The sequence below is a fragment of the Sphingomonas sp. HITSZ_GF genome, from assembly GCF_029543155.1.
Lineage (GTDB): Bacteria > Pseudomonadota > Alphaproteobacteria > Sphingomonadales > Sphingomonadaceae > Sphingomonas.
This window is the reverse complement of record NZ_JARQXA010000004.1, coordinates 324,325-349,232: the sequence shown is the minus strand read 5'-3', so window position 1 is coordinate 349,232 and position 24,908 is coordinate 324,325. Positions and strand designations below refer to the sequence as shown.

At 67.7% G+C, this 24,908-nt stretch carries 34 protein-coding genes; 9 read left to right on the top strand and 25 right to left on the bottom strand.

Annotation, left to right across the window (positions count from 1 at the left end; genetic code table 11):
- Nucleotides 1–101: 101 nt before the first annotated feature.
- Genes P6144_RS13450 through P6144_RS13435 form a run of 4 tightly spaced genes read left to right on the top strand, consistent with a single transcriptional unit; the run spans nt 102 to nt 3,903 of the window.
- On the top strand, nt 102–1,997 hold the full coding sequence (locus P6144_RS13450; protein WP_277768270.1) for a collagenase: 1,896 nt from the start codon (nt 102–104) through the stop codon (nt 1,995–1,997).
- A 42-nt stretch (nt 1,998–2,039) separates the two neighbouring features.
- The gene (gene ppa, locus P6144_RS13445) at nt 2,040–2,588 is read left to right on the top strand and encodes an inorganic diphosphatase (protein ID WP_277768269.1); all 549 of its coding nucleotides are present in this window, start codon (nt 2,040–2,042) and stop codon (nt 2,586–2,588) included.
- A 29-nt stretch (nt 2,589–2,617) separates the two neighbouring features.
- Entirely contained in the window at nt 2,618–3,259 is a 642-nt protein-coding gene (locus P6144_RS13440; RefSeq protein ID WP_277768268.1) for a hypothetical protein, read from the top strand.
- Nucleotides 3,256–3,903 carry a DUF1345 domain-containing protein gene (locus tag P6144_RS13435; RefSeq protein ID WP_277768267.1) on the top strand — a complete coding sequence of 216 codons (648 nt, stop codon included), beginning with the start codon at nt 3,256–3,258 and terminating at the stop codon, nt 3,901–3,903. Before P6144_RS13440 ends, P6144_RS13435 begins: the two co-directional genes overlap by 4 nt.
- Here P6144_RS13435 and P6144_RS13430 read toward each other — a convergent pair.
- The 6 genes from P6144_RS13430 to ispG form a co-directional block, all read right to left on the bottom strand.
- Nucleotides 3,900–4,262: a TfoX/Sxy family protein gene (locus P6144_RS13430; protein WP_277768266.1), complete on the bottom strand. Its 363-nt coding sequence runs from the start codon at nt 4,260–4,262 to the stop codon at nt 3,900–3,902. The genes P6144_RS13435 and P6144_RS13430 overlap by 4 nt on opposite strands.
- A complete protein-coding gene (locus P6144_RS13425) occupies nt 4,262–4,579 on the bottom strand; it encodes a multidrug efflux SMR transporter (RefSeq protein WP_277768265.1) in 318 nt (105 codons plus the stop codon). Before P6144_RS13425 ends, P6144_RS13430 begins: the two co-directional genes overlap by 1 nt.
- Nucleotides 4,579–5,055, bottom strand: coding sequence for a GNAT family N-acetyltransferase (locus tag P6144_RS13420; RefSeq protein ID WP_277768264.1), 477 nt, complete (start codon nt 5,053–5,055; stop codon nt 4,579–4,581). Before P6144_RS13420 ends, P6144_RS13425 begins: the two co-directional genes overlap by 1 nt.
- On the bottom strand, nt 5,052–5,948 hold the full coding sequence (locus P6144_RS13415; RefSeq protein ID WP_277768263.1) for a DMT family transporter: 897 nt from the start codon (nt 5,946–5,948) through the stop codon (nt 5,052–5,054). The genes P6144_RS13420 and P6144_RS13415 overlap by 4 nt, the downstream gene beginning before the upstream one ends.
- Nucleotides 5,949–5,979: 31 nt before the next feature.
- The gene (locus tag P6144_RS13410) at nt 5,980–6,159 is read right to left on the bottom strand and encodes a hypothetical protein (protein WP_277768262.1); all 180 of its coding nucleotides are present in this window, start codon (nt 6,157–6,159) and stop codon (nt 5,980–5,982) included.
- 102 nt (nt 6,160–6,261) lie between these two features.
- Nucleotides 6,262–7,386, bottom strand: coding sequence for a flavodoxin-dependent (E)-4-hydroxy-3-methylbut-2-enyl-diphosphate synthase (gene ispG, locus P6144_RS13405; RefSeq protein ID WP_277768261.1), 1,125 nt, complete (start codon nt 7,384–7,386; stop codon nt 6,262–6,264).
- Nucleotides 7,387–7,584: 198 nt separating this feature from the next.
- Between ispG and P6144_RS13400 the strand changes: the two genes are divergently transcribed.
- Nucleotides 7,585–8,739: an acyltransferase family protein gene (locus tag P6144_RS13400; RefSeq protein ID WP_277768260.1), complete on the top strand. Its 1,155-nt coding sequence runs from the start codon at nt 7,585–7,587 to the stop codon at nt 8,737–8,739.
- Nucleotides 8,739–9,575, top strand: a complete 837-nt coding sequence (locus tag P6144_RS13395) for a S1/P1 nuclease (protein ID WP_347275819.1) — start codon at nt 8,739–8,741, stop codon at nt 9,573–9,575. The genes P6144_RS13400 and P6144_RS13395 overlap by 1 nt, the downstream gene beginning before the upstream one ends.
- Before the next feature lies 1 nt (nt 9,576).
- On the opposite strand, the gene P6144_RS13390 is transcribed toward P6144_RS13395, so the two are convergent.
- The 6 genes from P6144_RS13390 to P6144_RS13365 all read right to left on the bottom strand — a co-directional run bounded on the left by P6144_RS13390 (nt 9,577) and on the right by P6144_RS13365 (nt 12,575).
- The gene (locus tag P6144_RS13390) at nt 9,577–10,545 is read right to left on the bottom strand and encodes an alpha/beta fold hydrolase (protein ID WP_277768259.1); all 969 of its coding nucleotides are present in this window, start codon (nt 10,543–10,545) and stop codon (nt 9,577–9,579) included.
- Between the two features lie 44 nt (nt 10,546–10,589).
- The gene (locus P6144_RS13385) at nt 10,590–10,808 is read right to left on the bottom strand and encodes a PF20097 family protein (protein ID WP_277768258.1); all 219 of its coding nucleotides are present in this window, start codon (nt 10,806–10,808) and stop codon (nt 10,590–10,592) included.
- Nucleotides 10,808–11,080, bottom strand: a complete 273-nt coding sequence (locus P6144_RS13380) for a hypothetical protein (RefSeq protein WP_277768257.1) — start codon at nt 11,078–11,080, stop codon at nt 10,808–10,810. The genes P6144_RS13385 and P6144_RS13380 overlap by 1 nt, the downstream gene beginning before the upstream one ends.
- A gap of 97 nt (nt 11,081–11,177) precedes the next feature.
- On the bottom strand, nt 11,178–11,447 hold the full coding sequence (locus P6144_RS13375) for a hypothetical protein (RefSeq protein WP_277768256.1): 270 nt from the start codon (nt 11,445–11,447) through the stop codon (nt 11,178–11,180).
- Nucleotides 11,444–11,659, bottom strand: coding sequence for a toxin-antitoxin system HicB family antitoxin (locus tag P6144_RS13370; protein WP_277768255.1), 216 nt, complete (start codon nt 11,657–11,659; stop codon nt 11,444–11,446). Before P6144_RS13370 ends, P6144_RS13375 begins: the two co-directional genes overlap by 4 nt.
- Before the next feature lie 10 nt (nt 11,660–11,669).
- On the bottom strand, nt 11,670–12,575 hold the full coding sequence (locus tag P6144_RS13365; RefSeq protein ID WP_277768254.1) for an SPFH domain-containing protein: 906 nt from the start codon (nt 12,573–12,575) through the stop codon (nt 11,670–11,672).
- A 183-nt stretch (nt 12,576–12,758) separates the two neighbouring features.
- On the opposite strand from P6144_RS13365, the gene P6144_RS13360 reads away from it, so the two are divergent.
- Nucleotides 12,759–14,078 carry a serine hydrolase domain-containing protein gene (locus tag P6144_RS13360; RefSeq protein WP_277768253.1) on the top strand — a complete coding sequence of 440 codons (1,320 nt, stop codon included), beginning with the start codon at nt 12,759–12,761 and terminating at the stop codon, nt 14,076–14,078.
- Between the two features lie 60 nt (nt 14,079–14,138).
- Here the strand turns inward: P6144_RS13360 and pal are convergent, their stop codons facing one another.
- The 7 genes from pal to ruvB form a co-directional block, all read right to left on the bottom strand.
- Entirely contained in the window at nt 14,139–14,651 is a 513-nt protein-coding gene (gene pal, locus P6144_RS13355) for a peptidoglycan-associated lipoprotein Pal (protein WP_277768252.1), read from the bottom strand.
- A 67-nt stretch (nt 14,652–14,718) separates the two neighbouring features.
- Nucleotides 14,719–16,089, bottom strand: coding sequence for a Tol-Pal system beta propeller repeat protein TolB (gene tolB, locus P6144_RS13350; protein WP_277768251.1), 1,371 nt, complete (start codon nt 16,087–16,089; stop codon nt 14,719–14,721).
- A gap of 2 nt (nt 16,090–16,091) precedes the next feature.
- Entirely contained in the window at nt 16,092–16,859 is a 768-nt protein-coding gene (locus P6144_RS13345) for a TonB C-terminal domain-containing protein (protein WP_347275818.1), read from the bottom strand.
- A 23-nt stretch (nt 16,860–16,882) separates the two neighbouring features.
- The gene (gene tolR / locus P6144_RS13340; RefSeq protein ID WP_277768249.1) at nt 16,883–17,326 is read right to left on the bottom strand and encodes a protein TolR; all 444 of its coding nucleotides are present in this window, start codon (nt 17,324–17,326) and stop codon (nt 16,883–16,885) included.
- Nucleotides 17,327–17,330: 4 nt separating this feature from the next.
- Entirely contained in the window at nt 17,331–18,020 is a 690-nt protein-coding gene (gene tolQ, locus P6144_RS13335) for a protein TolQ (RefSeq protein WP_277768248.1), read from the bottom strand.
- Between the two features lie 7 nt (nt 18,021–18,027).
- A complete protein-coding gene (locus P6144_RS13330; protein WP_277768247.1) occupies nt 18,028–18,474 on the bottom strand; it encodes a YbgC/FadM family acyl-CoA thioesterase in 447 nt (148 codons plus the stop codon).
- Between the two features lie 44 nt (nt 18,475–18,518).
- Nucleotides 18,519–19,541, bottom strand: coding sequence for a Holliday junction branch migration DNA helicase RuvB (ruvB, locus tag P6144_RS13325; RefSeq protein WP_277768418.1), 1,023 nt, complete (start codon nt 19,539–19,541; stop codon nt 18,519–18,521).
- A gap of 80 nt (nt 19,542–19,621) precedes the next feature.
- Between ruvB and P6144_RS13320 the strand changes: the two genes are divergently transcribed.
- Complete coding sequence (locus P6144_RS13320; RefSeq protein ID WP_277768246.1) at nt 19,622–20,518, top strand: 2-hydroxyacid dehydrogenase; 897 nt, start codon at nt 19,622–19,624, stop codon at nt 20,516–20,518.
- Nucleotides 20,519–20,528: 10 nt separating this feature from the next.
- Here the strand turns inward: P6144_RS13320 and P6144_RS13315 are convergent, their stop codons facing one another.
- The 5 genes from P6144_RS13315 to P6144_RS13295 form a co-directional block, all read right to left on the bottom strand.
- Nucleotides 20,529–20,927: a GFA family protein gene (locus tag P6144_RS13315; RefSeq protein ID WP_277768245.1), complete on the bottom strand. Its 399-nt coding sequence runs from the start codon at nt 20,925–20,927 to the stop codon at nt 20,529–20,531.
- Nucleotides 20,924–21,523, bottom strand: a complete 600-nt coding sequence (ruvA, locus tag P6144_RS13310) for a Holliday junction branch migration protein RuvA (protein WP_277768244.1) — start codon at nt 21,521–21,523, stop codon at nt 20,924–20,926. The genes P6144_RS13315 and ruvA overlap by 4 nt, the downstream gene beginning before the upstream one ends.
- 207 nt (nt 21,524–21,730) lie before the next feature.
- Nucleotides 21,731–22,219: a crossover junction endodeoxyribonuclease RuvC gene (gene ruvC / locus P6144_RS13305; protein ID WP_277768243.1), complete on the bottom strand. Its 489-nt coding sequence runs from the start codon at nt 22,217–22,219 to the stop codon at nt 21,731–21,733.
- Between the two features lie 244 nt (nt 22,220–22,463).
- Entirely contained in the window at nt 22,464–23,207 is a 744-nt protein-coding gene (locus P6144_RS13300) for a YebC/PmpR family DNA-binding transcriptional regulator (RefSeq protein ID WP_277768242.1), read from the bottom strand.
- 172 nt (nt 23,208–23,379) lie between these two features.
- Entirely contained in the window at nt 23,380–23,616 is a 237-nt protein-coding gene (locus tag P6144_RS13295; RefSeq protein WP_086130470.1) for a DUF2312 domain-containing protein, read from the bottom strand.
- Nucleotides 23,617–23,717: 101 nt separating this feature from the next.
- Between P6144_RS13295 and P6144_RS13290 the strand changes: the two genes are divergently transcribed.
- Nucleotides 23,718–24,527, top strand: a complete 810-nt coding sequence (locus P6144_RS13290) for an SGNH/GDSL hydrolase family protein (protein ID WP_277768241.1) — start codon at nt 23,718–23,720, stop codon at nt 24,525–24,527.
- On the opposite strand, the gene P6144_RS13285 is transcribed toward P6144_RS13290, so the two are convergent.
- The gene (locus P6144_RS13285; RefSeq protein WP_277768240.1) at nt 24,490–24,864 is read right to left on the bottom strand and encodes a DUF1244 domain-containing protein; all 375 of its coding nucleotides are present in this window, start codon (nt 24,862–24,864) and stop codon (nt 24,490–24,492) included. The two genes, P6144_RS13290 and P6144_RS13285, sit on opposite strands and share 38 nt — an antisense overlap.
- Nucleotides 24,865–24,908 lie beyond the last annotated feature (44 nt).

Genomic DNA, 24,908 nt, shown 5'->3' with positions numbered 1-24,908 from the left:
AGCACCTGCCCGCCGCCCCGCGCGGGGCTGCGGAGAATTGCACCCCCGCCCGGAGGGTCCTATGACCCTTCGCTTCGAAAAAGAGAGGTCGCTCCCCCATCATGATCCGTGCGCTTGCCGCAGCTGCCCTGCTCGCTTCCGTTTCCGCCCCGGCGCTTGCCCAGAACTCGGCACCGGCGCAGACCGCGCCCTATCCCAACACGATCCCCGACGCGCGCGATGTCGCCTATCCCGGCACGCTGACGCTCGACATCGACGCGACCGACATCACGCGCGGCATCTTCAACGTGAAGCAGACGATCCCGGTAGCGAAGAGCGGCCACATGGTGCTGCTCTATCCGAAGTGGATCCCTGGCAAGCACGGCCCGCGCGGCGAGATCGAGAAGCTGGGCGGCCTGGTGATCAAGGCGAACGGCAAGGTGATCCCGTGGAAGCGCGATCCCGTCGACGTCTTCGCCTTCCACATCGACGTGCCGGCCGGCGCCAAGAAGCTGGACGTCGCCTTCAACTTCGTCTCGGCGACCGTCTCGGACCAGGGGCGCGTCGTGATGACGCCCAATCTGATGAGCCTGCAGTTCTTCTCGCTCAGCCTCTATCCGGCAGGCTATTTCGTCCGCCGCATCCCGATCCAGGCGAAGGTGACCTATCCCCAGGGCTGGACCGCCAGCTCGGCGGTCGACGCGAAGGTGGCGGGCAACGTCTATACCTATGACAAGACCAACTACGAGATACTGATGGACTCGCCGGTGCTCGCCGGCCGCTATTACCGCCAGATCAAGCTGACCGACCGCGTCTCGGTAGAGACCTATGCCGACACGCCCGAAGAGCTCGCCGCCAAGCCCGAGCATGTCGAGGCGCTCAAGCGGCTGGTCGACCAGGCGGTGAAGACCTTCGGCGTCGAGCATTACGACCATTACCGCTTCCTGTTCTCGATCAGCGACGAGCTGGGCGGGATCGGCGTGGAGCACCACCGCAGCTCCGAGAACGGCACCGGGCTGGGCTTCTTCACCAAGTGGGACGAGAAGGCGACCAGCCGCAACCTGCTGCCGCACGAATACACGCATAGCTGGGACGGCAAGTTCCGCCGCGGCGCCGACCTGTGGACCCCGGACTTCCGCACGCCGATGCGCGACTCGCTGCTGTGGGTCTATGAGGGCCAGACCCAGTTCTGGGGCTATGTGTTCCAGGCGCGCTCGGGCCTGGTGAGCAAGGCAGACACGCTCGAGGCCTATGCCGGCATCGCCGCCAACCTCGACAATCGCCAGGGCCGCACCTGGCGCCCGATGGGCGACACCACCAACGATCCGGTGATCGTCGCGCGCTCGCCCAAGGGCTGGGTGAGCTGGCAGCGCTCGGAGGATTATTACAACGAGGGCCTGCTGATCTGGATGGACGCCGATTCGATCATCCGCGAGAAGAGCGGCGGCACCAAGTCGATCGACGATTTCGCGCGGATCTTCTTCGGCGGCCGCGACGGCGATTATGGCGAGCTGACCTACACGTTCGACGATGTGGTTTCGACGCTCAACCAGGTCGTGCCGTACGACTGGCGCAAGTTCCTCGACGAGCGGGTGAACCAGGTCTCCGACCATGCCCCGCTCCAGGGCTTCGAGCGCAACGGCTACAAGCTGGTCTATACCGAGACGCCCAACAAGGCGACGTTGCGCGGGGGCGGCACCGACCTGTCCTATTCGCTGGGCCTGACGATCGGCAGCAAGGGCATTTCGGGCGTGATGTGGGGCAGCCCTGCGTTCGACGCCGGAATCACGCTGGCCGACGAGATCGTCGCAGTGAACGGCCAGGTCTTCACCGGCGAGAAGCTGACCGCCGCGGTGAAGGCCGCCAAGACCGGCAAGGACCCGATCCGGCTCACCCTGAAGCGTGGCTCGCGCTACCGCGATGTTGCCATCGACTATCACGATGGCCTGCGCTATCCGCACCTCGAAAAAACAAGTGAAGGAGAGGGTGGCCTGGATAAACTCCTCCAGCCCAAGTGAAGTTGGAGGGGCGCCAAACCGCCCAGCTAAGGAAATACTAGCGTGCGTATCGATTTGATTCCGGTGGGTGATGATCCGCCGAACAGCCTCAATGTGATCATCGAGGTTCCCGTCGGCGGCGAGCCGGTGAAGTATGAATTCGACAAGGCGAGCGGCGCGCTGTTCGTCGATCGCATCCTGCATACGCCGATGCGCTATCCGGCGAACTACGGCTTCGTGCCGCACACGCTGTCGCCCGACGGCGATCCGCTCGACGCGCTCGTCATCGCGCGCTCGCCCTTCGTCCCAGGCTGCGTCGTGCGCGCGCGCCCGATCGGCGTGCTGAAGCTCGAGGACGAAGCCGGCGGCGACGAGAAGCTCGTCTGCGTGCCGGTCGATTCGACCTTCCCCTATTATTCGGACATCGGCGAGCGCGGCGACCTGCCGTCGATCGTGCTCCAGCAGATCGAGCACTTCTTCAAGCACTACAAGGACCTGGAGTCCGAGAAGTGGGTGCGCATCGGCCAGTGGGGCGATGCCGAAGAAGCGAAGAAGATCGTGCTCGAAGCGATCGAAGCCGCAAAGAAGGCCAAGGAGGCCGCGGCCGCCTGAACGCGGCGCTGGCCTGGCGACTGTGCGCAGTGGCCGGGCTGGCGACGCTCGCGGCGTCGATGGGCTTTCCGCCCGTCGACGCCTGCGGGCCGACCCATGGCGCGGGCCCGATCATCGCGTTCGAGCTGGTCCGCAACCCTTCCCAACTGGCCGAGCTGTTCGGCCCGCCCTCGTGCTCCGGCGCCTTCCAGGCCGCGCAGACCCGTGCAAGCTGGTGGGACGCGCTGGCCTTCATCCCCGCCTATGCCGCCTTTTTGGCGCTCGGCGCATGCGCGATGCGGAACGACGCGCGCCGGCTATCGCTGGTCGCCGTGGCGACCTTCCTGGTTGCGGCGCTGCTCGACCAGATCGAGGGGCTGATCCTCTTCCAACTCGCCGCGCATTGGCAGAGTCCGCCCGGCCTGTTCGGCGCGCTGTTCTTCACCGTCCGCCCCAAATTCGCGCTGCTCGGGATCGGGTCGCTGTTGCTTGCCGCGCTTGCCTGGCGCGGGACGCTGTTGGGCAAGATCGCCGCCGTGCCGCTGGCGGCGGGTGGCCTCGCCTCGCTCTGGTTCCTCTTCACCGACCCGCATGATCCGGCGATGATGCTGGGGCATCGCTATGCCTGGATGGCGCTGCTCGCGCTCGCCGCCATCGGATCGATCAACCCGCGCTGGACCAACCGAACATGAGCACGCCGCATCGCAAGGGCATCGGCAACATCGTCGCGCCGCCGCGCTTCCTGCTGTTCCTTGCCGCCACATTGGGTGCGGGCTGGCTGCTGCTGCCGCGGCTCGGGCTGCACTTCGGCGTGATGCTGGCGTTCGACGTGGGCGCGGCGGTGTTCCTGCTCTCGGTGATTCCGTTGCTCGGCCACCGCGCCAGCGGAATGCGCGAAAGCGCCTGCCGCAACGACGCCAACCGGCCGGTGCTGCTGCTGATCACGGTGATGGTGGGCGTGGCGGTATTCGCCGCGATCGCCAGCGAGCTGATGAGCGGGATCAAGTCCAACCCCTGGGCGCTGCCGGCGATCCTGGGAACGCTGGCGCTGAGCTGGACCTTCAGCAACACGATCTACGCGCTGCACTATGCCCATCTCTTCTACACTGCCGGGCGCGGCGGAGCGGACCAGGGCGGGCTGCAATTCCCCGAGACCAAGGAGCCCGATTACTGGGACTTCCTCTATTTCGCCGTCTGCCTGGGCATGACCTTCCAGACCAGCGACGTAACCATCTCCAGCCGCCAACTGCGCCGCGTGGTGACCGCGCATTGCCTGGCCGCCTTCGTGTTCAACCTGGGCATCCTGGCATTCACGATCAATGTGCTGGGAGGCTAGCCCTTCCTCGCCCTAGGCTTCTTCTTCGGCGCCCTTTGCCCCGCCGCGATCGCCAGCCCAGCCCATTCGCGCAGCGCATCGGCATCGTCATAGGTCTCGCTCGGCGCGCGGCGATAGTTCATGCTGTCGACCATGCCGGTCTTGAAGGTGATGGTGAAGCGCTCGATATGGCCGGCTTCGTCCCAGATCGCATTGCTCTCGGCATCGGCCTTCAGCCACAGCTCGCCATCATGGACGATCGCGAAGGTGGTTCCGTCGAGATAGAGCACCGCCCCGCCCATCATCCGGCGCATCGTCACCGTGCCGAGCGGCTCGAGTGCCTCGCCGACCCAGGCGACCAGGCCCTCGTCGACCGCCATCAGTGCGCGGTCAGCTTGAGGCCGGCGATGCAGCCGACCACGCCGAGGATCAGCAGGCTGCGGACCAGCGTGAACGGCTCGCCGAACCAGATCATGCCGACGATCACCGTGCCGAGCGCGCCGATCCCGCCCCATACCGCATAGGCCGTGCCCATCGGGATCGAGCGCGAGGCGAGCTCGAGCAGCCCCATCGACAGCGCGACCGAGGCGAGGAAGCCGAAGGTCCAGGGGATGTTGCGGAAGCCGTCGACATAGCGAAGGCAGGTGGTGAAGCCGACCTCGAAGCAGCCACCGAGGATGAGCAGCGCCCAGGCCATCAGGCGCGTCCCGCCAGGGCGACGAGCGCATCGCCGGTCACGCGCTGCACGGTCCATTCGTCCATCGGCTGCGCCCCCATCGCCCGGTAGAAATCGATCGCCGGCGTGTTCCAGTCAAGCACCGCCCATTCGAAGCGGCCGCAATCGCGGTCGAGCGCGATACCGGCGAGATGGCGGAGCAGCGCCTTGCCGACGCCAGCACCACGCGCATCGGGGGTGACGTAGAGATCCTCGAGATAGATGCCGGGCTTGCCGGTCCAGGTCGAGAAATTGTGGAAGAACAGCGCGAAGCCCACGGCGACGCCGTCCAGCTCCGCGATCAGGCTCTCGGCGACGCGCGTCTCGAACAGCGCCTTGCGGAGCATCGCCTCGGTCGCCACCACGGCATCGGGCTCGCGCTCATAGACGGCAAGCTCGCGCACCAGGTCGAGGATCAGCGCCACGTCCTCGGGCGCGGCGGGGCGAATGGCGATCATGACAGAGCGGGCTCCACTTCGTGCTCGGCAAGGCCGGGCTGGTTGCGCGCCGCCATCCAGCATCCGGCGACGATCAGCAAGGTGCCGGCTACCGTCACCAGCGCGAGCGGCTCGCGGAAGAACAGCCAGCCCATGATCCCGGCCCAGACAAAGGCCGTGTATTCGACGGTGAGCAGCACCTGTGCCTCTGCCCGGGCATAGGCCCAGGACAGCAGCAGCAGCGAGACGATCGCCAGGCCGGCGGCGAGGATCACCATCCACCACTGGCCGGGCGCGAGCGGCGCCAGCAGCCAGGGCGCGGGCAAGGCGAACAGCGCCAGGATCATCCAGTTCTGGAAGAAGGCGATCTCGATCGGCCCGGCATGCTGCGCCTGGTGGCGGGCGATGACCAGATTGACCGCATAGAACACCGCCGAAGTGAGCACCGCCGCCATGCCGAGCGCCGAATCGGGCCGGTGCGGCGCGCCCAGCTGCCCCGCCAGGATGATGCCGACGCCGGCGAGCCCGAGCAGCGAGCCGAGCAGCGAACGCGCGCCGATCTTCTCCTTCAGGAAGACCGCGGCGAGCGCGAGCGCGATCAGCGGGGCGATGAAGGTGAGCGCGATCGCCTCGGCCAGCGGCACCCGGACGATCCCCCAGAAAAAGGCGATCGCCATCACGGCGATGATCGCGCTGCGGATCGCATGGATGGCGAGCACGCGCCGCGCTGGCATGCGCGGGCGGGTGAAGGCGAAGAGCGGCGTCATTATCGCGGCGCCCGCGGACAGCCGCCAGAATAGGGCGACATAGGCGCCGGTGACGAGGCTGACCTGCTTCATCACCGCGTCCATGATCGAATAGAGCGCGATGCCGGCACAGGCGGCGAGCAGGGCGGCGGGAACGGAAGCGCGCATCAGCCGCGCTTAGCCGCCGGCCGGGCCGGCGTCACGCGTCGCGGGCGTCGCTGGGCTTGTCGTCGCGCAGAACCAGCCGGCCGACTTCCAGCTCGTCGATCCGCAGCTTGTGGATCCGCGCCTTGCCGATGCGCAGGCGCCCGATCGCGACTGCCCCGACGGCCACCGCGCCAAGCGCGAATCCGCCGATCATCGCGGCCGTGAGCGCCAACGCCCCGACACTCGCCGCGCCAACCGCGGAGGCGCCCGTCGCTTCCGCCTTGTGTTTGGAGACCCCGGCCGGGTCGTGATGCGCGGGCGGCCGGGGCACGCGCTATTCCGCTGCCTGGGCGGCGGCTTCGCTCGCCGCTTCGATCTCTGCCGCCTTGGCCTCGACCAGCTTGACGATGTGATCGAGCATGTCGGCATCGGCCACCGTGTGATCGGTGACACCCGACAGATAGACCATGTGCTTGCCGTTGCCGCCGCCGGTGAGGCCGATATCGGTCTCGCGCGCCTCGCCGGGGCCGTTGACCACGCAGCCGAGCACCGAGAGCGACAGCGGCGTGCGGATGTGCTGGAGCCGGTCCTCCAGCGCCTGCACCGTGCGGATCACGTCGAAGCCCTGGCGCGCGCAGCTCGGGCAGCTGACGACGCGGACGCCCCGGTTGCGGATGCCGAGCGCCTTGAGGATCTCGAAGCCAACGCGGACTTCCTCCTCGGGCTCGGCCGAAAGCGAGACGCGAATGGTGTCGCCAATGCCGAACCAGAGCAGCGAGCCGATGCCGATCGCCGACTTCACCGTGCCGCCGACGAACCCGCCCGCTTCGGTGATGCCGAGGTGCAGCGGGCAATCCACCGCGTCGGCGAGCTGCTGATAGGCAGCGACGGCGAGGAACACGTCCGATGCCTTCACCGCGACCTTGAACTCGTGGAAGTCGCGGTCCTGGAGCAGCTTGATGTGATCGAGCGCCGATTCGACCAGCGCCTCGGGGCATGGCTCGCCATATTTCTCGAGCAGGTCCTTCTCGAGCGAGCCTGCGTTGACGCCGATACGGATTGCGCAGCCATTGGCCTTGGCGGCATTGACGACCTCGTTCACGCGATCTGCGCTGCCGATATTGCCCGGATTGATGCGCAGGCAGGCGGCGCCGGCATCGGCGGCCTCAAGCGCGCGTTTGTAGTGGAAATGGATGTCCGCCACGATCGGCACGCGGCTGGCGCGGACGATCTGCTTGAGCGCCGCGGTCGATTCGACGTCGGGGCAGGAGACGCGGATGATGTCGACGCCCGCGTCCTCGCAGCGGCGAATCTGGTCGATCGTCGCGCGGGCATCGGAGGTGGCAGTGTTGGTCATGGTCTGCACCGTCACCGGCGCATCGCCGCCAACGGGAACGTTGCCGACCATGATCTGGCGGCTGGGCCGCCGCACGATATCGCGCCAGGGACGTACGGACATGGCGGCCATATAGGCGCTTTGGCCGCGGGGGGCCAGCCGCGAGAACAGGGAGTTTCCATGCAGAAATGCGGGGGCCCGACTTTACGCGATGCTAAGCATCCTGGGTTAGCGTGCCGGGCTGTTCGAACTTCGAGGCCTGCGTTGCAGCACGACCCGACCCCTGCTGCCACGCCACGCTCCGGCCCGCGCCACTATGGCATGGACTGGCTGCGCATCGCCGCGTTCGGCCTCCTCATTCTCTACCATATCGCCATGGCCTTCTCGCCCTGGGACTGGGTGATCAAAACGGGTCACGCCTTCCAGTGGCTGATCCCGCCGATGGCGCTGCTCACGCCCTGGCGGCTGCCGCTGCTGTTCGCCGTCTCGGGCTATGCCTCGCGCAAGCTCTATGACCGCAATCCCGGCGACTTCGCCCGCAGCCGGGCGCTGCGCCTGCTCGTCCCCCTCGCCTTCGGCATGGTGGCGCTGGTGCCGCTCGAAATGTGGGTGCGGGTGCTGGAGAATGGCTATCCGCACGGATATCTCCATTTCTGGGCGCTCGACTATTGGCGCAGCGGCGACTTCTGGGGCCGCGAGTTCCCGAGCTGGGAGCATCTGTGGTTCGTCGCCTATCTCGCCGCCTATACCCTGCTGCTCGCCGGCGTGCTGGCGTGGCGCGGCGCGCGGGTGCTGCGCGCAATGGCGGCGGCGGCGCAGTGGCTGGCCGGAGGGCATCGGCTGCTCTGGGCGCCGGTGATCCTGCTGACCGGGGCAAGGCTGGCGCTGCTGTTCGTCGCGCCCGAGCGCCAGGGGCTGTTGCGCGACTGGGGCGGCCATGCCCAATATGTGCCGATCTTCCTGTTCGGCTTCGCGCTGGCCGGGAGCCCGCAGCTCTGGCCGGCGATCGTCCGTTGCTGGAAGCCGGCGCTGGCGCTGGCGGCGCTGGCCGGCGCGCTGATCGTGGCGGTGGAGGTCGCCTTTCCGGGCGCTCAGGTGCCGCCGCACGACGTGATGGCGCTCGATCGCGCCGCGCGCACCGCCATGGCCTGGGGGATGATCCTCGCGCTGTTCCACATCGCCGAGACCCGGTGGAACCGCGATCATCCGCTGCGCAAGCCGCTCGCCGAAGCGGTGTTTCCCTTCTACATCGTCCATCACCCCGCGATCGTGTTGATCGCCTGGTATTCGCTGCCGCTCGGGCTGAGCGCCCCGGCCGAGTTCGCGTTGCTGCTGGGCGGCACCGCCAGCGTCTGCGCGGCGACCTACCTGATCGGGCGACGCATCAGCTGGCTGCGGCCGCTGATCGGACTCAACCGGCTGGCCAAGCCCGAAAGCTCTGCTAGGGAGTCGGCGCCTGCCTCTGGAGTAGTCTGATGCGCCTTCTCGTGATCCTTGCGGCCCTGATCGGGTTCGCCGCGCCCGCCAATGCCTATTGGGAATATGGCCATCAGACCGTTGGGGCGATCGCCTGGCGCAACATCACCCCGGCCACCCGGGCGAAGGTGAGCCAGCTGCTCCGCCAGACCGACCTGCTCAAGACCGAAGGCTGCCCGGCCACCACGATCGAGGATGCCGCGGTCTGGGCCGATTGCATCAAGAAGCTCGGCGCCGACTGGCGCTATGCCTCGGTATGGCATTACCAGGATGCCGATATCTGCAAGCCGTTCGACGTGACCGCCGAATGCAAGGACGGCAATTGCGTCTCCGCCCAGATCGAGCGCGACGTGAAGATCCTGAAGGACCGCAAGGCGCCCAAGGTGGAGCGCGTGAAGGCGCTGCTCTTCCTCGTCCATTTCGTCGGCGACATCGGCCAGCCGCTGCACGGCGCCGAGCATGACCATGACGCCGGCGGCAACAAGGTGCTGGTGAGCTACGGCATCTACACCACCGACCGGCTCAACCTCCATTCGGTGTGGGACGGCCTGCTCGCGGAGCGCGCGATCACCTCGGGCCCGAACATCGTGCGCACCTATAACCGCGCCGATCGCGCCAGGTTCGGCGGCGGCACCGTCGCCGACTGGGGCAAGGACAGCTGGGCGTTGTCCCAGACCGTCTATGCCGACCTGAACGGCGGCGAGGCCTGCAAGCCGATCACCGGCCGCGTCGCGATCACCGAGGCGATGATCGAGAAGTGGGTGCCCGAGGCACGCGACCAGGTGATCAAGGGCGGGCTCCGGCTGGCCCGCCTGCTCGACGAGGCACTCGCCTGAGCTAGCGCTTCGCGGTGACGAACCCGGCAACGGCATCAACCAGCGCCGGGGCGACCGGCAGCGCTGCATTGCCATAGGTGGCGGTGCTTGCTGCGAAACCCTCGCCTGCCGCGATGCGCAGCACATGCGTCATGTCCGGAATGATCGCGCGCTTCGCCGCCGGATTGGCCCCAGCCAGTGCCTGCGCGTCGCCCGGGTTGATCTGCACGTCACGGTCGCCCTGCACCACCAGCAGCGGCACCTTGAGCGCGGCCGCAAGCTTGGGCGGATCGTAGCGGAACTCGTCGATCAGGAAGTCCTGCACGCGCTCCGGAAAGAGCTGCGGCAACGGTGGGACCAAGGTTGCGGGGTCGACATGCTTGCCGGCTTCGAACGCGTCGATCATGCCGAGCGCACTGTCGAGGAACGGCGCATTGCCAGGGTTGCCGCGGAACTGCTCGCGCATGATCGTGGCGAGCGGCCGGCCGGCGGCGCCGATCAGCACGACCCCGCAGACGCCTTGCGGGTTCTGCGCGGCGACAAGCTCCACCAGCCCGCCTTCGCTATGCCCACCCAGCCAGACACAGGCGCGGCCGGTGCGCTGGCGGGCGGCATCGATCCAGGCGCGCGTGTCGGCGGCATAATCGGTGATGGTCACCCGTGTCGGATCCGCGACGGCGGCCTTGCTGCCGAACATGCCGCGCTTGTCGATCCGCAGCGTGGCGACGCCGCGCTTGGCCAGCGCCTCGGCCAGCTGGCGATACGGGCCGCCGGCGACGCCATAGCGATTATTGCCATCGCGATCGGTGGGGCCGGAGCCGGGCACGATCAGCAGCAGCGGTGCCTTGGGATCGGGATCGATCAGCGTGCCGGCGAGATTCCCCTCCGGCCCCGGGACGGTGATTTCCACCCCGGCGGGCGCATCCTGCGCCAGCGCGGCGGGAACGGCAGCGAGCAGCAGCGTCGCAGCACAAAAGCTTTTGCCGATCATCTAGACGGGCCTCCCTTTCGAGTCCTCGATTCTTCGCCCGGGCTTCACTCCTTGGCGTAATGCTCGAGGAAGCCGCAGCGCGGGCAGCGCCAGGTCTGGATGCCGATCGGCTTGTGCGGCAGCTTCAGGCCAAGCAGCAGCTTTTTCTGCGGCGGGCCGGCAACCCAGCCGGTCGTGCGGCGATAGCTGTCCTGGTCAGCCAGCGTGAAGCCTTCTGCCATCGCGCTCTGGCATTTCGGGCAGGTGTTCGATCGTATCGGCATCAGGCATCCCCTCCCCAGCGGAAGCCAAGATCGCCGTCGGTCTTGGTCGCGATCAGCCACAGAAAGCCGCCAATCAGCGGCACCAGCAGCACGAACCAGATCCGGTCGCGGTGCGTCGCGAAATTGACGATCAGGCCGAGCAGCGCGCCAAAGGCGAAGGTTGCCGCCCAGCCCTGCCAGGTGACCGGCACCGCGCCGAAACCGAAGCGCTTCGGGCGGAACCAATAGCCCGGGCGAACCGGGCCGCCGCGGCCCCAGCCGGCACCGATCACAGCAGCACCGCGGCAAGGATGCCGGCAACCAGCGCGATCGCGGCCACGGCAAGGACGAAGGGCAGCCGCTCGCGGCTGACATACATGGCAAGGAACATCAGTTGCTTCCTTCCTGGCCATCATCGGCGGCAGGCGAAGACATGCGCCAGGCGATGACGACGAACAAAATCGTGGGGGCGGCGAACAGGATCGCCCAGGCGGCGACACGGACCGGCTCGGGCGGAATGATCACCGGTGTGAGCGCCAGCGTGAACAGCACATAGGCGACCGTCACCAGCCAGCCCTGCCTCGAACAGGGCGTAATGCTATACTTGGCACCTCGGCGGATCCGCACGAACCAGGCATCGGGACGCTGAGGCCGGATCATGCTTCGTCCTCCTTCGGCTTGGGCGGGCGACCGCGCTTGGCGCGCACGGGCTCGGCCAGCTTCACCCCGCGCCGCCCCAGCGCCTCGCGCAACAGGCACTCGACCTGGGCATTGACGCTCCGCAGCTCGCTCGACGCCGACCGCTCGATCGCCGCGTAGAGCGCGGGATCGAGGCGGAGCGGAAAGGCTTTCTTCTGGGGCGGCTGGGACACGGACCTGGCCTTACTGGTAGAGCGAGCCCGTGTTGACCACCGGTTGGGTGTCACGCTCGCCGCACAGCACGACCATCAGGTTCGAGACCATCGCGGCGCGGCGCTCGTCATCGAGATGGACGACATCCTTGGCCGAAAGCTGGGCAAGCGCCATCTCGACCATGCCCACCGCGCCTTCGACCAGCGTCTGGCGCGCGGCGACCACCGCCTGGGCCTGCTGGCGACGGAGCATCGCACCTGCGATCTCCTGCGCATAGGCCAGGTGGGTAAAGCCGCATTCGTCGACAGTGATGCCGGCGACGCGCAGCCGGGCGATCAGCTCCTCGCGCAGCTCCGAGCCAACCTGATCGTGATTGCCGCGCAGCGTGACTTCCTGGTGCTCGAAATCGTCATAGGGATAGCGCGAACCGATGGTACGCACCGCCGCCTCGATCTGGACGTTCACGAACGCCTTGTAGTCGTCGACGTCGAACAGCGCCTGCGCCGTGTCGGTCACGCGCCACACCACCTGCGCCGCCATCTCGATCGGATTGCCGCGCAGATCGTTCACCTTGATCCGCTCCGAGATGATGTTGTTGGCGCGTACCGAGACCTTCTTCTTGATCAGCCACGGCATAGCCCAGCGCAGGCCCGTGGTGCGATCGGTGCCCTGATAGTCGCCGAACAGCGTGATCACCGCCGCCTGGTTGGGCTGGAGCAGATAGAAGCCGCACAGCACGAACAGCTCGACCAGCACCGAGGCGACCAGCCACGATACCACGATCCAGTCCGCCATGCGGTCGATCTGGGTGATCGCCCCCACCGTGGCGGCGAACGCAAGCAACAGCACGAGCAGCATGCCATAGCCGCTCGCCGTGCTGGCGGGCTTCTCGCTGCTCTGACGCAGGGCCGGAGCGGCACTACGAACGTCGGTCATCATTACCTCCCGAAATTATGATATCGTATTTATATCGATTCCAATGGGCCCGCAAGCGGATTCGGAAAGGCGGTTCATCCCGGGCTAATCGATGGGGGCGAGAGTGGCGCCGCCGTTCGAGAGGGGGAATCGATGCGACCTTGCCTGCCTGCCGCCCTGTGCGCCGTTCTGCTGGTTTCGGCAGTGCCGTCCCTCGCGCAGCCCTCCCCCGCGGCGATCGCCCGCGGCGCCGATGCGGCGATGGCGGCGGCGATCGACCCGAAGGGGGCGGGCGCCGTGGTGGTGATCGCGCGGGGCGACACGATCCTCTACCGCAAGGCGCGCGGGCTGGCCGAAGTCGAGCTGGGCGTGTCGCTCGCCCCGGATCAGAGCTTCCGTATCGCGTCGATCACCAAGAGCTTCACCGCTGCGCTGCTCGTCCAGATGGCGGCGCGCGGCGAAGTCGCGCTCGATGCACCAGTGGTACGCTATCTGGCCGACGTACCGCTCGATCCGCGGATCACGCTGCGCCAGCTGCTCAGCCACACCGCCGGCGTTTCCGAGACCGATGCCGTGCCGCAGCCGCCCTTTGGCAATGGCGAGGTACCGATCGCCGAGCAGGTCCGGCGGATCGCTGCGCGGCCGCTCGCCTTCGAACCCGGCACCGCACAGCGCTATTCGAACGCGGGCTATATCCTGCTCGCCGCGGTGATCGAGAAGGTCACCGGGCAGAGCTGGGATGCCGCGATGCGCGCACGGCTGTTCGCGCCGCTGGGGCTTGCCGATACCGATTATGACCGCGCCGGTGCGATCGTGCCGGGCCGGGTCAGCGGCTATACGAGCGACAAGGGCGTGCTGCGCAATGCCGCACCGTTCAACCTCTCGATCCCCAAGACCGCCGGTTCGCTCCGCTCCACCGTAGCAGACCTGCTGCGCTGGATGCGGGCGCTGTCGCAGGGGAAGGTCGTCGGTACGGAAGGTTTTGTGGAGATGAGCACGCCGGCGCTGGCGACGGTCGGCGTGCAGGAGCGCTACGGGCTCGGCCTCTATCGCTGGCAGATTCGCGGGCAGGACGCGATCGGCCATACCGGGCAGATCGACGGCTTCGCCTCGGCGCTGTTCTACCTGCCGGATGCGGATGCGACGGTGGTGGTACTCGCGAACAGCGACAGCTTTGACGCGCAGACGCTCGCCCGGCGCATGGCGGCTATCGCGATCGGCAAGCCCTATCCACTGCCGCATCCGGGCGACGCTCGATCCGAGGCACTGGCAGCGCTCGCCGGCCGTTATGGCAGCGATCCCGCCACTACCCGCACGCTCGCGGTGCAGGACGGCAAGCTGATGATTGGCCGGCCCAATCGCAACAGCATCCCGACGATCCTGGACAGCGACGGGGCGATCCGCTTCGTGCCCGACGAGCTCAGCTATTTCCGGCCGGTGCGCGATGCGGCGGGCACGGTGATCCGGCTCGACTATTTCGCCCACGGCGAAGGCCCGGCGCTGCCGCTCGCGCGCCAGCCCTGAGACCATGAAAAAGGCCGCCGGAGACGCCCCCGGCGGCCGTTTCCTGATCGGCGAAACGCCTCAGCTGATGACGATGGTCACCGCGCGGCGGTTCTGCGCCCAGCTGGCATCGTCCGAGCCCAGCGCGATCGGGCGCTCCTTGCCGTAGCTGATCGTGGTGATCCGGGTCGGCGAGATGCCGCGCGACGCCAGATAGTTCTTGGCGGCATTGGCGCGACGATCGCCCAGGCCGAGATTATATTCGCGGGTGCCGCGCTCGTCGCAGTGGCCCTCGATCGTGATCCGGGTGTTCGGGTGGCTGCTCAGCCACTGCGCCTGGCTGTCCAGGATCGCGCGCGCCTCGGGATCGATGTCGTACTGGTCGAAGGCGAAATGGATCGTGTCGCTGGCGACTTCGCGGCGGAACTGCTCGTTGATCGGCGCCGCAACGGTATCGCTGTCGCCTTCACCCGTCGTGACCGGTCCAGTCTCCGACGGCGCGGGCGGGATGTTGTTGGCGTCGCGCTTCTTGGTGCAACCCGCAGTGGCGATCAGCGCGATGCCGAGCACCAGGCCAGTCGTAATCTTGGACATGGTCTTTTCTCCTTTTCTCGTCGCATCGGTCCGCTTGCCCGGACCCTAGCACAGATGCGGTAACGTTTCAGGGGCGAATCGGTCCCCAACTGGGATCGGATCCGTCGAGCGGCGTCGGAATCCGCCGCGCATTGGTGCCGGTGAGGTCCACCGACCACAGGTCCGGACGGCCCGAACCCTGGGCAGTACGGAAGAACATCAGCACGCGGCCGTTGGGCGACCAGCTCGGCGCCTCATCGCCCCAGCTGTTGGTCAGCAGCTTCTCGCCGCTGCCGCCGGGGTTCATCACGCCGATCCGGAACGCGCCGCCGCCGGTGCGGGTGAAGGCGATCAGATCGCCGCGCGGGCTCCACACCGGCGTGGCATAGCGGCCGCCGCCGAAGCTGATCCGGTGCTGGTTCGATCCGTCGGCGTTCATGACGTAGATCTGCTGGGTGCCGCTGCGATCGCTCTCGAACACGATCTTCGAACCATCGGGCGAATAGCTGCCGCCGGTATCGATACCGGGCGAATTGGTGAGCCGCGACGGCGCGCCGCCCGCCGTGGCGATGCGATAGACATCGGTGTTGCCCGACTGTGCCATCGAGAACAGGATGTTGCGCCCGTCGGGCGAAAAACGCGGCGCGAAGCTGAGGCTGACGTTGGATACGAGGAGCCGGTTCTCGCGCGTCGCCATGTCATAGACATAGATGGACGGCTTGCGCTGGGTGTAGCTCATATAGACGATAGCGTTCTGCTTCGGCGACATGCGCGGCGTCAGCACGATCGACTGGCCATTGGTCAGGAAGCGGTGGTTGGCGCCGTCCTGGTCCATGATAGCCAGCTGCTTGCGGCGCTTGTTCTTGGGGCCGGTCTCGGCAACGTACACCACCTGGCTGTCGAAATAGGGGCCCTCGCCGGTGAGCTTCGAATAGACCGCGTCGGCGCACTTGTGCGCGGCGCGGCGCCAGTCGGCCGGCGAGACGACGAAGCCCTGACGGACCAGCTCGCTCTGCAGCAGCACGTCGTAGAGATAGCAGCCGACAGTCAGCGAGCCATTGCCGTTGGCGCGGACATAGCCCTGGATGATCGCCTGCGTGCCGTTCCAGCTGCCATAGTTGGGCGCAGTGACTTCGCTGTACGCGATCCCGCGATTGGCGCTGGGACCGGTGGTCTTGAACAGGCCGGTGCCACGCAGATCGGCCTCGACCACTTCGGCGAGCTTGGCGCCGAGCTGGTCGGTGGGGCCCGCAGGCGTCGAGACGCTCTCCGAAGTAGGCATCGCCGGGATGGCGATGACGAGGTCCTTGGCCGCAGTGTTGGTCACGTCGACGCTGAGCGGCGTGTCCTGATCCTGCGCCGGTTGCTGCGGCTGCGGCGCCGGCACGTCCTGGGCCTGGGCGGCTGTTCCGGCGGCGGACGCCAGCAGGGCCGCGATCGTCAGATGGGCAAATTTCATCTTCACAGGTCCTCGTACAAAACCGGGGCTATGACTTTCCACGCATCATAATATTGCGAGGGCAGCTTGAAGGGGGCGGCGAGCTTCACTGCGCGGATCGCACGGTCGCGGGCTAGATCGGCCTGGGCGCGATTGCTATCCGTGATGCCAGTCTGCGTCACCTGCGGTGCGCTGGCGAGCGATCCGTCCGGATTGAGCCGCACGGTCACCTTGGTGCGCAGCTTGTCCGAATCGGCACCGCTGGGCGGCGCCCAATGCGGCCGGATCTGCCGGATGATCGCCGCGCTGAGCGCAGCCTTGACCTCGGGCCCGGCAGTCGCCGCGGGCGGCGTGACCGATTTGCTCGGGCTGGGCTTGTCGTTGATTCCAGCGAGCAGACCGTCGAGCCGGCCGGTCGGCGCGACTGGACGGTTGGACGGGCGCGAGGGCGCCTGTGCCGGCGCAGCCTTGGGCGGCGTCTTTGGCGCGGGCTTGGCCGCATCGGGCGCAGGTGCCGGCTTGGGTTGGGCAGGCTGCGGCTTGGCGATCGGCTGCGGGTTGGGTGCAGGCTCGGGCGGCGCGCTGTCGGGCTCGACCGGCGCTTCGACGGGCGAGAGCTTGGCCGCCGGCATCTCGCTGGTCGGGTTGGGCGAGGTGCTTTCCAGCGACACCGAATCGACCAGCGCGACTTCGATCTGCGTGGGCTTGAGCTTCAGCGGATTGGGCGTGGCGAGGAATCCGACCGACAGGATGCCGAACAGGGCGACATGCCCCAGCACGGCAACCGTCAATCCGGCTCCCTCGGCCCGATCCATCACGGCTTGCTGCTCGCGTCGGTGATCAGCGAGACGCGGTTAAGGCCGGCATGGTTGAGCTCGCCCATCACCTTCATGACCTTGCCATAGCCCAAGCCCTGATCGGCGCGCAGGAACACCGGCACCGGCTTGCCGTCCGGCCCCGGCGCGCGGCCGGCGATTTCCTCGAGCTTGGTCGAGAGCGTGGCGTCCGAGGTCAGCTCGTCGTCGATGAAGATCTGGCCCTTGTCGTCGATCGAGATCTGGACGGGCTTCTGATCCTGGTCGACCGGCTTGGCGCGGCTCTCGGGCAGGTTCACCGGAACGCCCGCCGTCAGCAGCGGCGCGGTGACCATGAAGATGATCAGCAGCACCAGCATCACGTCGACCAGCGGCGTGACGTTGATCTCCGCCATCGGCGCGCGGCGGCCGCGGCCCTTGTTGGAAGGGAGGTGCATCGCCACCGGGTTAGGCCTCCATCTCCAGGCGACGGCTCAGCGTCGCGTGGAAACCGTCGGCGAAGCGGTTGAGGCGGGCCTCGATACGGTTCACCTGGTGCGAATAGCGGTTGTACGCGATCACCGCGGGGATGGCGGCGAACAGGCCGATCGCGGTGGCGAACAGCGCCTCCGCCATGCCCGGCGCGACCACGGCGAGCGAGGCGCTCTGCTCCTTGGCGATACCGGTGAAGCTGCGCATGATACCCCATACGGTGCCGAACAGGCCGACGAACGGCGCGACCGCACCGACGGTGGCGAGGAAGTTCAGCCGATCCGCAAGCCGGTCGATCTCCTGCGCGATCGTGGCGCCCATCGCGGTGGCAAGGCGCTCGCGCGTGCCGTCGCGATCGATCGCCTTGCCGCTGGTCGAGCGGCGCCATTCGGTGACGCCGGCGGCGAAGACGCGGGCGATCGGCTGGTCGCGGCCGGCGGCGCGGCGGTGGAACTCATCGATATCGTCGGCCTCGCGATACTCACCCTCGAACCGGTCGATCGCCTTCTTCACAGAGGAGGCCTTGAAGCCGAAGCTCAGGATGATCGCCCAGGTCCACAGCGAGGCGAGGAGCAGGCCGATCATCACGGCGCGCACCACCCAGTCCGCCTGCAGGAACAGGCCGATCGGCGACATGGTTGCGGCGTCGGTGCTGAGAAATTCCATGATCGGTTCAGTTCCCCTTGAAGACCAGCGGCTCGAAACGCTCCATCCACGCTGCCGGCTGGCGGCGCGGACGGCCGGACGGGGCGACGAACACCGCCTCGATTTCCGCTTCGGCCACTATGGTAACGTCGCGCATGACTCGTTGATGAATATCCACTGCGGCAGGGCGCAGCCGGACCAGCCGGCTGACCACCACCAGTTCGTCGCCCAGGCGCGCCGGCGCGCGGTAGCGGATATTCGCTTCCCGCAGGGCATAGGCGCCCTCGCCCGCTTCGTGCGCTGCGCGCTGATCGATGCCGGCGAGCGCCAGCATATCGGAGCGGGCGCGCTCCATGAACCGCAGATAGTTGGCGTGATAGACCACGCCGCTCAGGTCTGTGTCCTCGAAATAGACACGCAGGACGAAATGATGCTCGAGGCCCTCGAAGCGGCCAGGGGCGAAACGAACGTCCATGCAGCGGCCCTAACGCAGCGATTCCCCCGGGGGAACCCCCGGCCTCAGTCGAACAGCCCTTCCTGCGCGGTGGACGGAGGATTGAGCCCGAGATGCTTCCACCCCGCCGCATTGAGGCAACGGCCCCGCGCCGTTCGCGCGATCATCCCGATCTGGATCAGATAGGGCTCGATCACTTCCTCGATCGTGTCGCGCGGCTCGCTCAGCCCCGCCGCCAGCGTCTCCACCCCCACCGGGCCGCCCTTGTAGATATCGGCGATCATGGTGAGGTAGCGCCGGTCCATCGCATCGAGGCCGAGCGCATCGACTTCGAGCCGGGTGAGCGACTGGTCGGCCACCTTCGCATGCACCGTCTCCTCGCCCAGCACATTGGCGAAATCGCGCACCCGGCGGAGCAGCCGGCCGGCGATGCGCGGGGTGCCGCGCGAGCGCCGGGCGATCTCCTGCGCGCCGTCCGGAGCGACATGGAGATCGAGCAGCCGGGCGGCGCGGGTGACGACCTTTTCCAGCTCGTCCACGGTGTAGAAATTGAGGCGCACCGGGATGCCGAACCGATCCCGGAGCGGCTGGGTGAGCAGCCCCTGGCGGGTGGTGGCGCCGACCAGGGTGAAGCGCGGCAGGTCGATGCGGACGCTTCGTGCTGATGGCCCTTCACCAATCATAAGGTCCAGCGCGCGGTCCTCCATCGCCGGGTAGAGGACTTCCTCGACCGCCGGATTCAACCGATGGATCTCGTCGATGAACAGCACGTCGCCGTCCTCGAGATTGGTGAGCAGCGCGGCCAGGTCCCCCGACTTGGCGATCACCGGACCCGAAGTCGAGCGGAAGCCGACACCCATCTCGCGGGCGATGATCTGGGCGAGCGTGGTCTTGCCGAGCCCCGGCGGGCCGAAGAACAGGACATGGTCCAGCGCATCGCCGCGCCCCTTTGCGGCTTCGATGAACACGCGCAGATTCTCGCGCGCCGCCTTCTGCCCAACGAACTCGTCGAGGCTCTTGGGGCGCAGCGCGGCATCGACATCGTCGATCCGACGGGCGGAGGAGAGAAGGCGATCGGAATCGGTCACCGCATCGCTCCAGCCGGTTTCGTGCGCCGAGGCAAGCCCATGGCTGGCCATTTGCCGGCCCACGGGTCTAGGGCAGGCAGATGGCGCGCCCCGACCTGCTGATCGCAACCAACATCCCCGCCCCGCTGCGTGCGGCGCTGGCCGAGCGGTTCACGCTGCACGAGGGCGATGCGCCGCCCGAGACCCGCGCCATTGTCGGCGGGGGCATGGCGAAGGTGGATGCCGCACTTCTCGCCAGGCTGCCCGCGCTCGAGATCGTCGCGATCCACGGCGTGGGGCATGACCGGCTCGACCTCGATGCGCTCAAGGCACGCGGCGTGCGGGTGACGACCACGCCCGACGTGCTGACCGAGGATGTCGCCGACCTTGCCATCGCGCTGATGCTGGCGGTGCAGCGCCGCATCGTGGCGAACGACGCGCTGGTGCGCGGCGGCGGCTGGGCGGCACCGCTGGGGCGCCGGGCGAGCGGCCGCCGCATCGGGGTTTTCGGGCTGGGCCAGATCGGCCGCGCCATCGCACTGCGCGCCGCGCCCTTTGCCAGCGAACTGCTCTATAGCGCCCGCAGCGAGAAGCCGGTGCCATGGCGCTTCGTGCACGACATCGCCGCGCTGGCCGAGGCGAGCGACGTGCTGGTCCTCGCCGCGCCGGGCGGGCCGGAGACGGACGGGATCGTCGATGCCGCAGTGCTCGACCGGCTGGGGCCAGGCGGGGTGCTGGTCAACATTGCCCGGGGCAGCCTGGTCGACGAGGATGCGCTGGTCGCCGCGCTCGCCGGGGGACGCATTGCCGGGGCGGGCCTCGACGTGTTCGCACAGGAGCCGAACGTGCCGGAAGCGCTGCGAGCGCTGGAGACGGTCGTGCTCGCCCCGCACCAGGGCAGCGCCACCGAAGAGGGCCGTACCGAGATGCGCGCGCTGGTGCTCGCCAATCTCGATGCGCATTTCGCTGGCCGGCCGCTGGTGACGCCGCTGCTCTAGCCGGCGCGCTTCAGTCATAATGCTCGACCACGCCCCTGACCTCCAGCCAGGCGCATTGGCGGCTTTCGTAAACCGAGATGCCGGGCGCCGGGAAGGCCGGGTCGGCGAACTGGCCGACGGGGATCGCGACCGTGTCGGCAATGCCGCCGCCGCTGTACCAGACATTGCCGCCGCAGACCGGGCAGAAGTGGAAATGGGCGGGCGCGCCGCCGCTTTCCGAGGGCGCCACATATTCGGTCGAGCGGCCGGTGATCGTCACCTGCTCCGCCGGGAAGCGCGCCTGCACCGCGAAGGCCGAGCCGCTGCGCCGCTTGCAGTTGAGGCAATGGCAGACCGAGATGCGCACCGGTTCGCCCGCGCATTCGGCGCGGAGCTGGCCGCAGCGGCACGAAGCGGTGCGCAGCGTCATTTCGCCGCCTTGCGCAGGGCGAGGCGGACCAGCGCATCGAGCGTGGCGCCGGCACCCAACTCGTCGGCGGCGGCATTGACCGCGGCGCTCGCCTCGGCCGGCTTGAAGCCAAGGTTGAGCATCGCCGACACCGCATCCTGCGCCGCGCCGCCCGCCGCCGCCGCGCCGGGCGCGCCGCCGCTGCCGAGCGCGATGCCGCCCGCCTTGTCCTTCAATTCGTTGACGATGCGCTGGGCGAGCTTCGGCCCCACCCCGTTCGCCCGGGCGATCATTGCCGAATCGGCGCGCGCCACCGCGGTCTGCACTTCCTCGGGACCGAGGATCGAAAGGATCGCCAATGCCACCTTGGCGCCGACGCCCTGCACGCTGGTGAGCAGGCGGAACCAGTCGCGCTCGCTCGCCGTGGCGAAACCCATCAGCCGGATCGAATCCTCGCTGACCAGCATCTCGGTGTGGAGCGTGACGAACTCGCCGGTAGCGCCGAGTGCCGTGATCGTCTTCGCCGAGGCGCCGGCAAGATAGCCCACGCCGTTCACGTCGATCACGACATGATCGAGCCCGGTCGCTTCCAGCCGGCCCTTGAGATGGGCGATCATGCTGCGCCTCCCCGATATTCAACCGGATGGTTGGGCAAAAATGTTGACTCCCTTGACTCGCCACACGTGCGCGTCGCGCGCGGGAGACGCAGGATCGGCGGCGAAGAAGCGGTCGCAGTCACGCCCGGTACATAAGCGGAACATGCGCCGGTAGGAAAGCGAAATCACCCGCGCGCCCTCGGCGTGGCGGGATGCAGTCCTGCAACGCTAGCGCAGGCCGAAGCGCGCGCTTGCGAGGTGATGGGCGTGGCAGATCGCGACGGCGAGCGCGTCGGCAGCGTCGGGCCCGTCGATCTTCACGCCTGGCAGCAGCCGCGCGACCATGGCGTGGACCTGGTCCTTGTCGGCATTGCCGACGCCGACCACCGATTTCTTGACCGTGCTCGGCTTGTACTCGCCGACATCGATGCCGATCCGCGCCGCGGCGCACAGCACCACCCCGCGCGCCTGGCCGAGCTTGAGCGTCGACTGGGCATTGGAATTGACGAACACTTCCTCGACCGCCGCAGCCTCCGGCGCATGATCGGCGATCAGCGCGGCGAGCATCGCGTCGAGATGCGCGAGGCGCCGGGGCAGCGGCGCCTGGGTATCGGTCTTGAGCCGGCCATTGGCGAGGTGCGACAGGCGATTGCCCTCGGCACGGATCAGCCCCCAGCCGGTGGTGCCGAGCCCGGGATCGAGGCCGAGGATGATCATAGAAAATTCCTCCCCGAGCTTGTCTCGGGGAGGGGGACGTAGCAGCGATCAGCGACATGCTGGGAGCATGTCGCAGCCGCGGAGCCGGATTGCGAAGCAATCCGTGGGCGCAGCATGGTGGAGGGGCGCCGCGCAGCGGCGATGGGGAGAAGGAAGCCGGCGCGCCGCGCCTGGCGGCGCGGCCCCTCCACCACGCCCTGCGGGCGCGGTCCCCCTCCCCGAGCAAGCTCGGGGAGGAATTGGATCAACCCAGCTTCTCCATCACCGCGTCCGAGACTTCGTAATTGCCCCAGACGGTCTGGACGTCGTCGTCGTCGTCGAGCGCGTCGATCAGCTTGAACAGCTTGGTCGCGTCGTCCTCGCCCACATCGACCATGGTCTGCGGGCGCCAGGCGAGCTTGGCGCCTTCGGCTTCGCCGAGCACCGATTCGAGCGCCTTGGCGACTTCGTGGAGATCGCCCTGGGCGGTCCAGATCTCGTGGCCGTCCTCGCTCGAGGTCACGTCCTCGGCACCGGCTTCGAGCGCCGCCTCGAACACTTTTTCGGCGTCGCCGGCGCTGAGCGGATAGTTGATCAGGCCCATCCGGTCGAAGCCGTGGCTGACCGAGCCGGCAGTGCCGAGATTGCCGCCATTCTTCGAGACCGCGGTGCGCACATTGGTGGCGGTGCGGTTGCGGTTGTCGGTCAGCGCCTCAATGATCAGGCTGACGCCGCCCGGACCGAAGCCTTCGTAGCGGATCTCTTCGTAATTCTCGCCATCGCCCTTCGACGCCTTGTCGATCGAGCGCTGGATATTGTCCTTGGGCATCGACTGCGCCTTGGCCGCGGCGATCGCGGCGCGCAGGCGCGGGTTCATGTCGGGATCGGGCAAGCCCATCTTGGCGGCGACGGTGATTTCGCGGCTGAGCTTGGAGAACATGCTCGAGCGCTTCTTATCCTGCGCGCCCTTGCGGTGCATGATGTTCTTGAATTTGGAATGGCCTGCCATTGCGCTCTCGTATGGAAAATCGTGGCGCGTCTCTAGGCCAGGCAAGGGGCGATGGGCAATGCCCGGCCCAAATCGTCCTCCCGGCGCAAGCCGGGATCTCGTGCGGCTCTTGTCCCGCGCCTTCGCCCGAGACCCCGCCCCGGATCAGGTCCGGGGCGGAGTGACGTTAATGTCAGATGCCCAGCGCCTGCTTGTAGGTCTCGAGCAGCATCTCGGCCTCGTCGCGGTGATGCTTCTCCATCTTCCGCAGGCGAACGATCGAGCGCATCGTCTTCACGTCGAAGCCGGTGGCCTTCGCCTCGCCATAGACATCCTTGATGTCGTCGGCGATGCCCTTCTTCTCTTCCTCGAGCCGCTCGATGCGCTCGATGAGGAGGCGCAGTTGTTCGGCGGAAATCGAGTCGGACATTGAAGGCTCCTGATTGGGGTGAAGCGGGGCGATTAGAGAAGCTGGCGCCCGCGCTCAAGACTCATTTGCGGCGAATCGCATCCGGCTTTATCCGAAGGGACATGTTCCGACACATTCCGAAATTTTTCGCCGCCGCCCTCGCCCTGATGCCCGCGACCGCGCCGGCCCAGACCCGGCCGGCGCCGCCGATCGAGCTGCCGCCCGCGATGCGCGTGCCGCCGCGCTCGGCACCGGCGCCGATGGAGAAGCAGCCCTTCGCCGCCGAGATCGCAGCGTTCGAGGCGCGCGACGCCCTGGCGAAGCCGGCCCGCGGCGGAATCCTGTTCCTCGGCAGCTCGAGCATCCGGATGTGGACCGACCTGGCGCACGACTTTCCCGGGCTGAACGTGATCAACCGCGGCTTCGGCGGCTCCACCATCCCGGACAGCGTGCGCTATGTCGACCGGATCGTGACACCCTATGCGCCGAAGACGATCGTCTTCTATGCCGGCGACAACGACCTGGGCGCGGGGCACACGCCCGACGAAGTGTTCGCCGATTTCCAGGCGCTGGTGACCAAGGTCCACGCCAAGCTGCCGACGACGCGCATCCTGTTCGTCTCGATCAAGCCGAGCATCTCGCGCTGGCAGCTGATCGACGGCATCCGCGCGACCAATGCGCTGGTGCGCGACTATGTCGCGAGCGACCCGACGCTCGGCTATGTCGACATCTTCCCGGCGATGCTGGGCCGCGACGGCAAGCCGCGCCCCGAGCTCTACCGCCAGGACGGGCTGCACATGACCCGCGCAGGCTATGACATCTGGCGCGGCGCGGTGGCCAAGGCGCTGCGGTTCAAGCTGCCGCCGGCAAAGGCCCGGCCGCTGGCGCCGCCGGTCAGCCTCCCGGCTGGGTCATCGCCGGCGGGTCACTAGCCGGGAAGCTCTCGTCGAGCGCTTCGTCCAGCTCCTCGTCGATCGTCTCGTTGCGCGCGATGCTCTGCTCCATCCGCGCGATCTGCTCGGGCGTCGCCTCCGCCTGATACTTCGCCTTCCATTCGGAGAAGGGCATGTCGTAGATGATCCGGCGCGCTTCCTCGCGGTCGATCGCCGGATCGGCCTCGACGATCCAGTCGGCCAGGCAGTTGCGGCAGAAGCCGGACAGGCCCATCAGATCGATGTTCTGCGCATCGGTGCGGCGGCGGAGATGGCGGACGAGGCTGCGGAACGCCGTGGCGGCTGTAGCGTCATCCAGTTTGTCGAGTTCGTCCATTAATCACACCTCAGCGGTTGATCCGCTGGGATATGAGGCTAGAG

What these genes read in the sequence shown, in the direction of transcription:
- P6144_RS13290 (WP_277768241.1), top strand. Translation starts at nt 23,718, where the DNA reads ATGTTCCGACACATTCCGAAATTTTTCGCCGCCGCCCTCGCCCTGATG.
- tolQ (WP_277768248.1), bottom strand. Translation starts at nt 18,020, where the DNA reads ATGGAATTTCTCAGCACCGACGCCGCAACCATGTCGCCGATCGGCCTG.
- P6144_RS13390 (WP_277768259.1), bottom strand. Translation starts at nt 10,545, where the DNA reads ATGATCGGCAAAAGCTTTTGTGCTGCGACGCTGCTGCTCGCTGCCGTT.
- P6144_RS13435 (WP_277768267.1), top strand. Translation starts at nt 3,256, where the DNA reads ATGAGCACGCCGCATCGCAAGGGCATCGGCAACATCGTCGCGCCGCCG.
- P6144_RS13300 (WP_277768242.1), bottom strand. Translation starts at nt 23,207, where the DNA reads ATGGCAGGCCATTCCAAATTCAAGAACATCATGCACCGCAAGGGCGCG.
- ispG (WP_277768261.1), bottom strand. Translation starts at nt 7,386, where the DNA reads ATGTCCGTACGTCCCTGGCGCGATATCGTGCGGCGGCCCAGCCGCCAG.
- P6144_RS13375 (WP_277768256.1), bottom strand. Translation starts at nt 11,447, where the DNA reads ATGATCCGGCCTCAGCGTCCCGATGCCTGGTTCGTGCGGATCCGCCGA.
- ruvC (WP_277768243.1), bottom strand. Translation starts at nt 22,219, where the DNA reads ATGATCATCCTCGGCCTCGATCCCGGGCTCGGCACCACCGGCTGGGGG.
- P6144_RS13315 (WP_277768245.1), bottom strand. Translation starts at nt 20,927, where the DNA reads ATGACGCTGCGCACCGCTTCGTGCCGCTGCGGCCAGCTCCGCGCCGAA.
- pal (WP_277768252.1), bottom strand. Translation starts at nt 14,651, where the DNA reads ATGTCCAAGATTACGACTGGCCTGGTGCTCGGCATCGCGCTGATCGCC.
- P6144_RS13425 (WP_277768265.1), bottom strand. Translation starts at nt 4,579, where the DNA reads ATGGCCTGGGCGCTGCTCATCCTCGGTGGCTGCTTCGAGGTCGGCTTC.
- P6144_RS13430 (WP_277768266.1), bottom strand. Translation starts at nt 4,262, where the DNA reads ATGGCGGTCGACGAGGGCCTGGTCGCCTGGGTCGGCGAGGCACTCGAG.
- P6144_RS13395 (WP_347275819.1), top strand. Translation starts at nt 8,739, where the DNA reads ATGCGCCTTCTCGTGATCCTTGCGGCCCTGATCGGGTTCGCCGCGCCC.
- P6144_RS13385 (WP_277768258.1), bottom strand. Translation starts at nt 10,808, where the DNA reads ATGCCGATACGATCGAACACCTGCCCGAAATGCCAGAGCGCGATGGCA.
- P6144_RS13295 (WP_086130470.1), bottom strand. Translation starts at nt 23,616, where the DNA reads ATGTCCGACTCGATTTCCGCCGAACAACTGCGCCTCCTCATCGAGCGC.
- P6144_RS13400 (WP_277768260.1), top strand. Translation starts at nt 7,585, where the DNA reads ATGGACTGGCTGCGCATCGCCGCGTTCGGCCTCCTCATTCTCTACCAT.
- P6144_RS13330 (WP_277768247.1), bottom strand. Translation starts at nt 18,474, where the DNA reads ATGGACGTTCGTTTCGCCCCTGGCCGCTTCGAGGGCCTCGAGCATCAT.
- P6144_RS13415 (WP_277768263.1), bottom strand. Translation starts at nt 5,948, where the DNA reads ATGCGCGCTTCCGTTCCCGCCGCCCTGCTCGCCGCCTGTGCCGGCATC.
- P6144_RS13285 (WP_277768240.1), bottom strand. Translation starts at nt 24,864, where the DNA reads ATGGACGAACTCGACAAACTGGATGACGCTACAGCCGCCACGGCGTTC.
- P6144_RS13420 (WP_277768264.1), bottom strand. Translation starts at nt 5,055, where the DNA reads ATGATCGCCATTCGCCCCGCCGCGCCCGAGGACGTGGCGCTGATCCTC.
- ruvA (WP_277768244.1), bottom strand. Translation starts at nt 21,523, where the DNA reads ATGATCGCCCATCTCAAGGGCCGGCTGGAAGCGACCGGGCTCGATCAT.
- tolB (WP_277768251.1), bottom strand. Translation starts at nt 16,089, where the DNA reads ATGAAATTTGCCCATCTGACGATCGCGGCCCTGCTGGCGTCCGCCGCC.
- P6144_RS13320 (WP_277768246.1), top strand. Translation starts at nt 19,622, where the DNA reads ATGGCGCGCCCCGACCTGCTGATCGCAACCAACATCCCCGCCCCGCTG.
- P6144_RS13450 (WP_277768270.1), top strand. Translation starts at nt 102, where the DNA reads ATGATCCGTGCGCTTGCCGCAGCTGCCCTGCTCGCTTCCGTTTCCGCC.
- P6144_RS13365 (WP_277768254.1), bottom strand. Translation starts at nt 12,575, where the DNA reads ATGACCGACGTTCGTAGTGCCGCTCCGGCCCTGCGTCAGAGCAGCGAG.